This window comes from Streptococcus merionis DSM 19192 (assembly GCF_000380085.1).
Classification (GTDB): domain Bacteria; phylum Bacillota; class Bacilli; order Lactobacillales; family Streptococcaceae; genus Streptococcus; species Streptococcus merionis.
Genome location: NZ_KB904556.1, coordinates 1 through 12,633, shown reverse-complemented (window position 1 = coordinate 12,633; position 12,633 = coordinate 1). Strand labels below are relative to the sequence as shown.

The following is a 12,633-nucleotide window of genomic DNA, read 5'->3' as shown; positions in this document are numbered from 1 at the left end:
ATTACAAGTAACATTTTTAATTGTCGGTTGAATAACAAACGATGAAGAGGGAGCAGCAACTCCAAAAGAAAGCGTTAAACCGTACTTAATCTTGGGACTTAGCTGGTGTCAAATCCAAGGGTAAAATGCCTGCACGCTTCCAAACAAGTCTGATTTGAACTTCTTGTTCTGGCGTTTCTAGCAGACAAATGCCGCAGTCGCCCCCTCCAGCACCTGAGGTCTTGCTGGCTGCACCAACTTCTTCTGCTAAAGTCATAAGACTAATCAAGGCAGGAGTCTCAATGACAAAACCGACCTGCTTAGCATAGGCTTGTAAAATCTGGCGGTTCTGGCGCAATCCTGCCAAGATAGCATTCTTGTCGCCTCTTTTAAAACCTGCTATCAAGCCATCGACGCAGGAGTGGCTCTTAGCTAGAAAGTCCTGATGAACTTGGATTTTATCCTCTTCAGAGAGAGCCTGCTGCATCTGCCCAACTAGGTCTTCTGTGGAGGCGACAGATTTGGTCCATCCGACTAAAAGTTTCAGCTCTGCTGGCAAGCTCAAAGACTCTACTTGTAAATCTGGCCAAGCTTGATCAGTGATTTGCCAAATCGTCTGCTCTGCCATTGCCCTCAAAAGCCAATCCTTATCAGGACGACAATAGGCAATCCAGCCACCAAATGAAGAAGCCGCCAAGTCGCCAAAAGAGCCCTTGAGCTGGAGTTTGAGCTGGGTCAGGACGGCCAATTTGTAGACCAGCATAGCTGGTGCGGGCTGGCCAAAATAGGTCAGAATCGCACGAATGACTGCCACGGTGACCGCCCCACTAGAGCCTAACCCGTACTTCTGACCGGTAATCTCATCATCTAACTCACTCTCAATCTGAAGAGCGTACACTTCATCTGTAACTGAAATGCCACAATCGCTCAGATAGTCCTCTGCCATCTGCATGGCTGTCACCACCAGAGTGAAAGGTTGGTGCTGTGAAAAAACAATTCGTCCTGCTTGACGAGTCCATGAAAAGCTCAGATCTGGTTGCTGGCTGGAAGTCAGGCTACCTGTGGCGTCCGTCGGAGTCACAGTCACCTTCAAATAGCGATCAACCGCCACGATGATGGCTGGTGCTCCGTCAACGACAGCGTATTCCCCTGCAATGAAAAGTTTGCCAGGCGCTTGGGCTTGAATTTTAGTTCTTGTTGCTTTGTTCATAAAATACCATTTGGCTAGCTTGCCAGTCTTCGGCTGTCAGATGATGAGCGGCTCGACCTGGTAAGCTCGTGATGATTTTCTCCCGTGGGAAGTCTTGGGCAAGGACAGCCACCAGCTGATTCATTTCCGAAGCGCGGCAGAGAATCTTGATATTTGGCCCCGCGTCCATGGTCATATAGGCCAAAAGGCCCGTTTTCTCACGGACTTGGCGAACCAGATTTTGCACCCGCACTGATTCTGGCTCCCAGTAGGTAAAAGGCGGATTAGCTGAGAGCATGGTCGCATGCATCTTCATGCCATTGTGCTCAGTAATTGCCCCCATCTTGGTAAAATCTCGCTGAGCAATAGCTTTCTTGATGGCTGCTAGATCCTGCTTGCTCGTTTCTACCCATGCTGGATAAAAGGGCGATGTCGCCACAGTGTGCTCCATCCCCACACGGCTAGAAACTTTCTTTTGCTGGGTGTTAATAGCTAGAACAATCATAGCCACGTCCCAGTCAGCATCGTCTACAGGACGCGCGACCGAGTCGCTCGAATTGGTCCCCATATCCCATTCAACAAAGCCACCAAAAAGAGAACGAGTGCTGGATCCTGAACCTTGTCTAGCATAGGTTGACAACGTTTCTCTATCCAACTCAAGACCAAGCGCTTCCTGCGTTGCCATGGCTAAGGCTGCAAAGGCAGAGGCTGATGAGGCTAAACCAGCTGCCGTTGGAACAAAGTTGTAGGACATGACGTGAGCTTTGCGATTCTCTTTAAAGTCCTGACGAAAGAGGTCCAAGAAACGGCTGATTTTAGCGGTTTCTGTCTCTGACTGTGTCAAACCATTGAGAACGAAACAATCCTCAGTCAAGTTTTCATCAAAAATCACCTGAGTATCCGTATAAAAGGCGTCTAAGGTTAAGGACAGAGAACTGTTCATAGGTAAAAAAAGACTCTTATCTCGCTTCCCCCAGTATTTGATAAGGGCGATATTGGTATGCGCACGCGCTCGTCCGACTGTAGCACCTTTCAAGTCCGTCTGATGAAGCAATTCACCAAATTGGTTCGGATTATTCATCTTTAAAGCTGTCATACATCTCCTTTGAAAAAATCTCCCTGCAATAGCTTCTCGTCTGAACTAGCTCCCAAACTCTGTAACCAAGCCTGAGTCGCACCACTCTCTTTTAATTTCACAGCGATTTTTTTAGCACTGGTTAAACTTTCTACGAGAGCAATCATACAGCCACCACGACCGCCACCTGTCAACTTAGCTCCCAGTGCTCCCGCTTGACGCGCAGCAACAACCAGTCTGTCCAACCCCTTGTCGGACACCCCTAAATCAACCAAATAGGTCTGGGCTTGGTTCATGCAGTCTCCTAAGGTTTTGATGTCCTGATTGAGCAAGGCTTTTTTGCTAGTCTTAGCCAGTTGGCCCAGAGCTTCGATATGACCTTGTGGGCTAAAATAGAGGTCGGCAGTCCCTTCATTTTCCATTTCCATCCAATCTGCCACATGCTGGACAGCTTCTAAGGTATGACCAATTTTGCCCGTATCTGCTACGACCAGATAGGCTGGTAAATCTAGATTGAGCACCTCGATTGCCTCATCTTTAACAAAATAAACCGATTGTTCCCGACTGATGGTCGTCACATCCACCCCCGAAGGATTGCCATGAGCAATGCGCTCCGATGATTGAGCAATATCCCAAAGTTCCTTGGCAGTCAGTTCCTTGTCATAAAAGCTAAAGAGGGCTCTAGCGACAGAGACTGCCACTGCAGCGCTTGACCCCATCCCCCGCTCTGCTGGAATCGTCGATGTAATCTCAATGTGAATGGCCGGGTTTTGCGAAACACCTAAGCGATAGAGAGAAAAGCGAATAGCATGCTTTAAACTCTCATAAACCTTAGGCATTTCGTGAACCAGGCCATCGTAAAAAGCGCAGTTGACCGACAAGTCACCTGTTGTCTCTGTCACAGTCGTCAAAACCTGGACCGCAGCAAAAGGCAGAGCAATGGCTGGTTTGCTATAAACCACCGAATGCTCTCCCATCAATATAATCTTGCCGCTCGCGCGTCCCTGTGCTGACTGAACCATGTCCTTTTCCTTTTTCTTAATTCTTCTAGCATTATACCATAGATTTAGAAAGTTTTTCAGAAAACCCAAGCTTGACCTATCGTTAAGGCTCTAAAGAATCAAAAGCCAGACTAGGCCGTGCATTGAGTGACCAATCCGAAAAATGCTCCTTTTCCAACTCTACCGCTGCTGCCATAGCAATCATACCCGCATTGTCCCCACAGAGACGAAGAGGCGGAATAATCACCTCCACATCTCTGATTTCCTCAGCCAAGCGCTCTCGCAGCCCCTGATTGGCTGCAACACCACCTGCCACGACTAGGGTCTTGACAGGATAGCGCTCCAGCGCCTTCTTGGTCTTAGCCATAAGAATATCCAAAACGGCCGCCTGAAAGGAAGCTGCTAAGTCTTCTTGAACCAATGCCTCGCCTTTCTGGGCAGCATTGTGGTGCAGGTTGATAAAGGCAGACTTGAGCCCTGAAAAGGAAAATTCCAAGTGGTCTTCCTTAATCATGGCCCTTGGAAAATCATAAACGTCCTGACCCTGATGAGCTAGCTCATCAATCAAGCGCCCCGCAGGATAGGGCAAGCCCATGACACGACCAACCTTGTCATAAGCCTCACCAACCGCATCATCCCGTGTTTCACCGATAATCTTGTAATCTCCTGGTTCCGCCACATAGACCAGCTCTGTATGACCACCGCTGACCAGCAAAGCCACAAGCGGATAGACCAAGGCTTTGACTTGACGTGCCGCCATGAGATGCCCTGCCATGTGGTTGACAGCAATCAGTGGCAAGCCGTGCGCCCAAGCAAAGGCCTTGGCCGCTGAAAGGCCAACCAAAAGGGCTCCAACTAGGCCTGGCCCCTCCGTTACCGCTACCGCAGATAAATCTTCTACCGTCACGCCTGCTTCGTCCATAGCTTCACGAATGCAAGCCGTAATAACCTCCACATGGTGACGACTAGCCACTTCAGGCACCACACCACCAAAACGCTGATGACTCTTAATCTGACTTGCAATGACATTGGAGAGGAGCTGGTCTTCATTTTTAAGCACAGCAACACTGGTTTCATCACAAGACGTTTCAAAGGCTAAAATATATCTATCTTCCATTTTTTCACTCATTTTCTTTTCTACCCTCTCGCATCATCAAAAGGGCATCCTCTATCGGATTGTGGTAGTAGGCTCGACGACAGCCGACTTTTTGAAACTTGTGTTTTTGATAAAGGGCAATAGCTGGCGCGTTGCTAGCTCGCACTTCCAGAAAAATAGGTTCTATCCGATCATCTAAAAACTGCATCAACCGACTGGCATGCCCCTGACCCTGATGGGCTGGTAAAACCGCAATCTGAGTGATTTCCAACTCCCCTGCTAATTCCTGAAGAGCTAGAAAACCGACCCAATCCTTGTCCGCCACACCATAGTAAATCGTGTCTTCACGCGCCATATCCGCTTCAATCTGAGCCATGCTCCAAGGAGAGGTTTCATAAACCTGATTTAGAATGTCAAAGACCAGCTCCGCAGTCAGCCTAGACCCGTTTGATGTAGTCATCACGGTCACTCTCCTCATGGTTTTTAAGCCAATTTTCCTCAGCCTCGACACGCTTGAGGTAGCAAGGCTCAAAGCTATCGATGTCAACTGGTTCTAAGCTTGCTCCTAAACGCCCAATGCGGTAGGCACAGGGCAGGCTTGGTGTAATGACAGCCGCTGGAAAAGCTGTCGCAATCTGCTCAGCAAAGGCAGTCGTCTCTCCGACAAAGGTCAGTTGTTCAAGATCCATCTCTTGCAGTTTTGCAAGGACATCTTCAAAACTGCGGTGACCATCAGGCACAACTGCTCTGCCATTTTCATAAAATCCCGTGTAGACGTTATTACGGCGAGCATCTATGAGAGGAACCACTATCCCTGAGCGTTCATCTGGCAAAAGGGCCTCAAGCGAAGACACGCCGACTAGGTCAATCTGGAGAGCTTGAGCCAGAACCTTAGCCGTCGCCACTGCAATCCGCAAGCCGGTGTAGGAACCCGGCCCCTGAGCCACCACAAGGCGATCCAAATCAGCCGGCATCCAGCCAACCTGTGCCATCAAAAAATCAATGGTCGGCATAAGAGTAATAGAGTGATTTTTCTTAATATTAAGCGTCATGTCTGCAAGCAACACTTCATCTGCTAAAAGAGCGACAGACAGGGTTCTGTTAGAGGTATCTAGGGCTAAAATATTCATAGGTTTTCTTTCGTTTCTCACCATTTTCAAGCAATATAATCTTCCTCTATTTTACTAAATATATGTCAAAAAAGAAACCTGAACCCTTTAAAAGACTTATTTTTCAACTGTTCAGAATATTTGAATCCGTGGACACGCCTAAGCATGCTCACTCAAGGCTATTTTTCTGTACTTATCAATCGCCTTTTCAGCATGCAATCAGTATGGGCTTGATTATTTATACGTAGTCTTCAAAGATAACATAGTTTTTCGGGCAAGGACGAAGCCATCATGGTTGTCTGTTTCAACCTCTTTACTCACCTTCCAACTGAATCTAAATTATTTTCCTGTGCTTCTGAACTTGCTCATTTCCCTCACATTATGATATAATTTGAGTACAATTACATCAGGTCAATGCATTACACTATTTTGGATCAGCCATTCTCAACCCGCTTTTGCGAGTTGGGTGTTTTTCCACAGACATTTTTGGCCGTTTTTTATGAAAGGAACCACATGATTTACAAAATTTTTTACCAAGAAACGAAAACAACTAATCCTAAACGCGAGATGACTAAGGCACTTTATCTTGAAGTTGACGCTGACAATGAGCTGGCTGGTCGCATCAAGGCTCGCCAAATCGTAGAAGCTAATACTGCTTACCACATCGAGTTCATCGAGCTGCTATCTGAGAAACACCTAGCCTATGAAAAAGAGACTGGTGCCTTTCAATTAATGGAGTTTTAGTCTATGTCCAGTATTAACCTAAAACCAGAAGAAGTTGGCGTTTATGCCATCGGTGGTCTGGGTGAGATCGGGAAAAACACCTACGGCATCGAGTATCAAAACGAAATCATCATCGTTGATGCTGGGATTAAGTTCCCCGAAGACGACCTCCTTGGGATTGATTATGTCATTCCAGATTATTCTTATATCGTTGAAAATCTGGATCGTGTTAAGGCCCTTGTCATCACTCACGGCCACGAAGATCACATCGGAGGGATTCCTTTTCTGCTCAAGCAGGCCAATGTTCCTATCTACGCCGGGCCTCTAGCGCTCGCTCTTATCCGAGGGAAGCTTGAAGAGCACGGTCTTCTTCGCAACGCCAAACTTTACGAAATTAACCACAAGACCGAATTGACCTTCAAGCACCTCAGCGTGTCTTTCTTTCGTACCACACACTCGATTCCAGAACCTCTCGGTGTGGTTATCGATACGCCTCAAGGCAAGATTGTCTGTACGGGTGACTTTAAGTTTGACTTTACACCGGTTGGGGAGCCCGCAGATTTGCATAAAATGGCTGCGCTTGGTGAGGAAGGTGTCCTCTGTCTCCTGTCAGATTCGACCAATGCAGAGATTCCAACCTTCACCAATTCTGAAAAAGTCGTTGGTCAGTCCATCATGAAAATCATTGAGGGCATTCACGGACGCATCATCTTTGCTTCTTTTGCCTCAAATATTTTCCGCCTACAACAGGCCGCTGAAGCCGCTGTCAAGACGGGACGCAAGATTGCGGTCTTTGGACGTTCTATGGAAAAAGCCATCGTCAACGGGATCGAGCTTGGCTACATCAAGGTTCCTGAGGGAACCATCATCGAGCCAAACGCCATCAAGAACTACCCTGCTGGTGAAGTGCTGATACTCTGCACGGGAAGCCAAGGAGAGCCGATGGCAGCTCTAGCTCGTATTGCCAACGGTACTCACCGTCAGGTGAGCTTGCAACCAGGTGATACGGTCATCTTCTCATCTAGCCCAATCCCTGGCAACACAACTAGCGTCAACAAACTGATCAACACAATCACCGAAGCTGGCGTTGACGTCATCCACGGGAAAGTCAATAACATCCATACCTCCGGACACGGTGGCCAGCAAGAGCAAAAACTCATGCTCAGCCTCATCAAACCTAAGTACTTCATGCCTGTCCACGGAGAATACCGCATGCAAAAAATCCATGCTGGTCTAGCCTTTGACACTGGAGTACCCAAGGAAAATACGTTTATCATGGAAAATGGCGATGTCCTTGCCTTAACGAATAACTCTGCTCGTATTGCAGGCCATTTCAACGCTCAGGACATCTATGTTGATGGTAATCGTATCGGCGAAATCGGCGCAGCTGTCTTACGTGATCGTCGAGACCTCTCAGAAGATGGAGTGGTCATCGCTGTTGCGACTGTTGATTTCAAATCTCAAATGATCCTAGCTGGTCCAGACATTCTCAGCCGAGGATTTGTTTACATGCGTGAATCTGGTGATCTCATCCGTGAAAGCCAACGTCTGCTCTTTAATGCTATCCGCGTTGCCCTCAAAAACAAGGACGCTTCTGTCCAGACCGTTAACGGCGCCATCGTCAATGCCCTCAGACCTTTCCTATCTGAAAAAACAGAACGTGAACCCATCATCATTCCGATGATTTTAACACCTGATAAGTAAGAGCTACTGTTAGTGAGAAACTGACAGTAGCTGGCTTTTTTAACCTCTATTCACAAGTAAAGCACGATGACTGGAATAATTTTTTACGATAATGAGAGTGATTTTTGAAAGAATACTGACTGTATTTTGAAAAATGATTGAATAAGAAGCAGAAAAACTAGTCTTAAATGAAAGTATTAAACTGTGATTCTAGGTTCAGGAACCTATTAGTTCGTACAATAGATTTCATTGATTGTAGTCTATCATACACCACATTTCCTTGCCTTCCACTGAAAAGATATACTTATGAAAATCAATTTTCCATTACGAAAAAATGGGGCAATTGAACCCCATTAACTACTTTGTATTGCTACCAGCTTCTCTGAACTTTAGAGAACTACTGGACTTCCTAGTTCAAGCAGTCACGATCTACAGTTGACACAGAGCACAAATAAACACTCATTTTACTCTCTCAAACAGCACTTAGAAGTCTAGCGTTTTGAGAATATCCGTAAGAGAATTTTCCCTGTGATGATTTTCTTTAAGAGGTTTCTTCTTGGTTGTTTTTTGTTGCTCTTCTTGCAGTTTGTCATAATCTCCTGATAGCTTAGCATAATTCATAAAACGACGTTTCGCATTTTCAACCGTTTTTTGGAACAGTCGCTCCGCCTCCTTTGGATTCACTTGTTTTAGGGAAGCAAATCGTTTTTGATTCAGCATAAAATCAGGCATTTTTTCAAACTTAGGTCGCTTGAAATCCAGTACCATTGGATTTTTATTTTGGGCTATTAAGTCTGGATTGTAACGGTACAAGGACCAGTAGCCCACTTCAACGGCTTCTTTGGCTTCCTGCAAGCTCTGCTTCATTCCCCCTGCAAGCCCATGAGCAATACAAGGCACATAGGCGATAATAATGGACGGACCTGGATAACTTTCGGCTTCTTCAAAGGCTTTAATAACCTGAATAGGATTTGCACCGCTAGAAACCTGAGCGACATAAACGTTACCATAAGTCATCGCCATCATACCTAGGTCTTTTTTCGCACCTTGATTACCTGCTGCAGAAAACTTAGCAATAGCTGATGTTGGTGTCCCTTTAGAAATGTGTCCTCCTGTATTTGAGTAAACTTCATTGTCCAAGACCAAGATATTAACATCTGCCCCACTGGCAATCACATGATCTAGCCCGCCGTAGCCAATGTCGTATGCCCAACCATCGCCACCAATAATCCACTGGGATGGTTTCACAAAAAGGTCGCGTTTGTCATAAATTTCTTGCAGAACAGGATTGTCTGACATTTCAGCTTCCAGCAAACTCGTTAGTTTAGCGCTTCTAGCTCGCGTCCCTCTTCCTTGATCTATATGCTCGATCCAATCTTGCATCAGCTGAACCAAATCAGAACTCGCGATTGGCATTGCCTTTGTCATAAGAGAAATTAGGGATTTTCTTCGTATATTGTTAGCAACCATCATCCCATAGCCAAATTCAGCATTATCTTCTAAGAGTGAGTTGCTCCAGGCCGGTCCCTCGCCTTTGTCAGTGGTACAATACGGCGTTGAGGACTCTGTTGCTCCCCAAATGGACGAGCAACCTGTAGCATTCGCAATCATCATACGATTACCAAACAATTGCGTTAACAATTTGACATAGGGCGTCTCTCCACAACCTGGGCAGGCTCCTGAAAACTCTAGCAAAGGTTTCTCAAATTGAGTGTGCGCCAAAGTGCCTGGCTTAGCTGGGTTATTTTTAGCTTGTAGGGTCATTGAAAAGGCCCAGTTGATGGCTTCTTCTTTTAACATTTGTTCGTTTTCAAGGGTCGCTGGAATCATTTTTAAAGCTTTGCCTTTAGCTGGGCAGGCCTTCACACAAAGTTCACAGCCCGTGCAATCATCCACAGAAACCTGAATACGATACAAGAGTCCATCTGACCCTTTTAAATCCCTAACTCGGTAGCCTTCAGGGGCAATATCAATCTCGTCTTGATCTGCCAAAAAGGGACGAATGGCCGCATGAGGACAGACAAAAGCACAGCGATTGCATTGCACACAAAAATCGGCATCCCACTGAGGAACTTCTAGGGCCAAACTGCGTTTTTCAAAGGCAGATGTTCCCAGAGGAAAATCACCAGCAGTCATGCCATTTCCAACCAGCTGACCTACTGTGATCTGATGTCCCCTCAAGCAGTGATCAGAGGTTTGGATTTGTTCTTGATCCTGTTTTTTTATCTGGCGCAAAGGTTTTGAAAGCTCACAATGACGCCATTCTTCAAGGACCTCGACTTTCTCCACTGCATCAAGAGAGGCAGAGATGGCCTGACAATTTTGCTGGACAAGCTCTTGGGATATTGAGCCGTAGGCTTGCCTCACTTCTGCCTGCATTAGCTCAACGGCCTTATCCATAGGCAGACTTTGCGTCAACTGGAAAAAAGCTGCCTGCATGCAGATACCCGTCCTTCTCATAAGACCAGATTGGGTAGCAATCTTATAGGCATTGATCGTGTAAAATTGGATGTCCTTATCTGCTAGATACTTTTTAATGCTGTTTGGCAAACTTCGATAAAGTTGCTCTTTCGTCCAAGTGGTATTCAAAAGGAAAATGCCTCCTTTTTTCAACCCTTTTAGCAAATCATGATTTCTTAAGTAAGCAGGCGTCGCTACACCCACAAAATCAGTGTTCTGGATAAAATAAGAGGAATTAATCGGCTCATCCCCAAAACGAAGGTAGGAGATCGTCAGGCCATTTTGTTTGCGCGAATCATAATAGAAATAGCCCTGAACTTGTTTATCTGTCTGAGAGCCAATGATTTTGATACTGGCCTTATTCATACTGACAGCACCGTCACCACCAAGTCCCCAGAATTTAGCTTGATAAGTTCCTGCTGGTGTCAGATCTAGCGGCTCACCAATTGGAAGCGATAAGTTAGTGACATCGTCATCAATTCCAATAGTAAACCGGCGTTTTGCCTGATCACGCCGTAACTCATCAAAGACAGCAACTATGTGTTCAGGCCTTGTCTCCTTAGAGCCAATTCCATAGCGTCCCCCTATGACACGAGGGTGTCGATCACTTTCATAAAACGCAGCTTGCACGTCCATAAACAGAGGCTCACCAATAGCTCCTGCTTCTTTCGTCCGGTCTAAAACAGCGACAGCGACAGCCGTCTGAGGAATTTTAGACAAGAGCGTTTCTGTCGGAAACGGACGATACAGATGAACCTTGAGAAAACCTACTTTCCGCCCCTGACGATTAAGGTAATCCACTGTCTGCTCAATCGTTGATGATACTGATCCCATAGCAACAATCACTTCGGCAGCCTCAGGATGACCATGATAGGTCACTAGATCATAGGCCGTTCCACGCAAAGCATTAATTTTGGTCATATACTTTTGAACAACATAAGGAAGCATCTGATAGTAGCGATTGACCGTCTCTCGCTGCTGGAAAAACACGTCTGGACTCTGGTTGACCCCTGATACTGTAGGATGATTCGGATTCATACCGCGAGAACGAAAAATTTCCAAGGCTTCTTGATTGATAAGCGGAGCTAAATCATCAGAATCCAAAACGGTAATTTTCTGCCATTCATGACTCGTCTGAAAACCATCAAAAAAACTGATAAAAGGGACACTGCTCTCCAAGGTTGCCAAATGCGCAACTGCTGATAAATCCATTACTTCTTGGACAGAACTTTCAGCTAGTAAGGCAAAACCTGATTGGCGGGTGGCCATCACATCACTGTGGTCTCCAAAAATGCTCAAGGCATTTGTTGCTAGAGACCGCGCTGCCACATGAAAAACAGTCGGAAGCAACTCCCCTGCCATTTTATACATGTTTGGCAACATCAAGAGTAAACCTTGTGAGGAGGTAAAGGTGGTCGTCAAGGCTCCTGTCTTTAATGAGCCATGAACGAAGCCAGCTACACCTGCTTCTGACTGCATTTCAACCACTTTAAGGGGCTGCCCAAAAAGATTAAGCCGCCCCTGTGTCTGCCAAATATCAGCATGTTCTCCCATGCTAGAGCTCGGTGTGATTGGAAAAATACCAGCTACCTCACTAAAATGATAGGCAATATGAGCTGCAGCTGTATTCCCGTCCATAATTTCTTGATGCGCCATAATGCCTCCTTCTCTTTTTATATAGTAAGCCCAGTAGTCAAGGTACTTTAGAGTGATCTTCAAAACCTTCATTTCTTAAAAAGAAAGAGTGGGTTACTCTGACCAATTAGGAAGAATCCTCTTGCTTTAGTGTTTTTAGGTTCAAGCGAATCCGAGATAAAAGGATCTAGCCTGTTCAAATCATTATGTCAATTGAACAAGACACAATAGTTTAGTCCTTTTCATGTCATTTCATTGACTTCCTAATACAAAAGTCATCTCCTACGCTTTCTTTAACAGTCCCCAAAGCTAAGGACATTGCTAAAAACTCTAAGATTTCCATCTTTGATTAGCCGACCTTGGCAGTTAAATCTTCACAAATAAGTTTTTAACAGACCTTTTAAGAAAAACGCTTGCATTATAGCGGAAAAGTCATCTTGAACGAACGTGTTGAGTTGTGAATACCAATTCTAAGGTAAGATGTTACCGACTTCAGCATGCGGGCGTGGAATCACATGCACTGATACCAATTCGCCGACACGCTCAGCAGCTGCCGCACCTGCATCTGTGGCTGCTTTGACGGCACCAACATCGCCACGAACCATGACCGTTACCAAGCCACCGCCGACATGTTCTTTACCAATCAAGGTCACGTTGGCTGCCTTAACCATTGCATCAGCCGC

10 protein-coding genes are annotated in these 12,633 nt (G+C 45.9%); 2 read left to right on the top strand and 8 right to left on the bottom strand.

Features of this window, described 5'->3' with window-relative positions; translation table 11 throughout:
- Positions 1-85: 85 nt before the first annotated feature.
- The 6 genes from A3I5_RS0107990 to tsaB all read right to left on the bottom strand — a co-directional run bounded on the left by A3I5_RS0107990 (position 86) and on the right by tsaB (position 5,470).
- Entirely contained in the window at positions 86-1,189 is a 1,104-nt protein-coding gene (locus A3I5_RS0107990) for a phosphomevalonate kinase (RefSeq protein WP_018374070.1), read from the bottom strand.
- Entirely contained in the window at positions 1,167-2,249 is a 1,083-nt protein-coding gene (mvaD, locus tag A3I5_RS0107985; RefSeq protein ID WP_051071101.1) for a diphosphomevalonate decarboxylase, read from the bottom strand. Before mvaD ends, A3I5_RS0107990 begins: the two co-directional genes overlap by 23 nt.
- 11 nt (positions 2,250-2,260) lie before the next feature.
- Positions 2,261-3,265, bottom strand: a complete 1,005-nt coding sequence (gene mvk, locus A3I5_RS11855) for a mevalonate kinase (RefSeq protein ID WP_018374068.1) — start codon at positions 3,263-3,265, stop codon at positions 2,261-2,263.
- An 82-nt stretch (positions 3,266-3,347) separates the two neighbouring features.
- Complete coding sequence (gene tsaD, locus A3I5_RS0107975) at positions 3,348-4,361, bottom strand: tRNA (adenosine(37)-N6)-threonylcarbamoyltransferase complex transferase subunit TsaD (RefSeq protein WP_018374067.1); 1,014 nt, start codon at positions 4,359-4,361, stop codon at positions 3,348-3,350.
- 4 nt (positions 4,362-4,365) lie between these two features.
- Complete coding sequence (gene rimI / locus A3I5_RS0107970) at positions 4,366-4,800, bottom strand: ribosomal protein S18-alanine N-acetyltransferase (RefSeq protein ID WP_018374066.1); 435 nt, start codon at positions 4,798-4,800, stop codon at positions 4,366-4,368.
- Complete coding sequence (tsaB, locus tag A3I5_RS0107965) at positions 4,778-5,470, bottom strand: tRNA (adenosine(37)-N6)-threonylcarbamoyltransferase complex dimerization subunit type 1 TsaB (protein ID WP_018374065.1); 693 nt, start codon at positions 5,468-5,470, stop codon at positions 4,778-4,780. Before tsaB ends, rimI begins: the two co-directional genes overlap by 23 nt.
- 492 nt (positions 5,471-5,962) lie before the next feature.
- On the opposite strand from tsaB, the gene A3I5_RS0107960 reads away from it, so the two are divergent.
- Together A3I5_RS0107960 and rnjA are read left to right on the top strand one after the other, a co-directional pair.
- The gene (locus tag A3I5_RS0107960; RefSeq protein WP_018374064.1) at positions 5,963-6,193 is read left to right on the top strand and encodes a DNA-dependent RNA polymerase subunit epsilon; all 231 of its coding nucleotides are present in this window, start codon (positions 5,963-5,965) and stop codon (positions 6,191-6,193) included.
- 3 nt (positions 6,194-6,196) lie between these two features.
- Positions 6,197-7,876 (top strand): ribonuclease J1, encoded by a 1,680-nt coding sequence (rnjA, locus tag A3I5_RS0107955; RefSeq protein WP_018374063.1) that lies wholly within the window; start codon positions 6,197-6,199, stop codon positions 7,874-7,876.
- A gap of 462 nt (positions 7,877-8,338) precedes the next feature.
- Here rnjA and nifJ read toward each other — a convergent pair whose 3' ends face one another.
- A complete protein-coding gene (nifJ, locus tag A3I5_RS0107950; RefSeq protein WP_018374062.1) occupies positions 8,339-11,971 on the bottom strand; it encodes a pyruvate:ferredoxin (flavodoxin) oxidoreductase in 3,633 nt (1,210 codons plus the stop codon).
- A gap of 449 nt (positions 11,972-12,420) precedes the next feature.
- Positions 12,421-12,633: BMC domain-containing protein (locus A3I5_RS0107945; RefSeq protein WP_018374061.1), on the bottom strand; the 213-nt coding region annotated here is incomplete at its 5' end.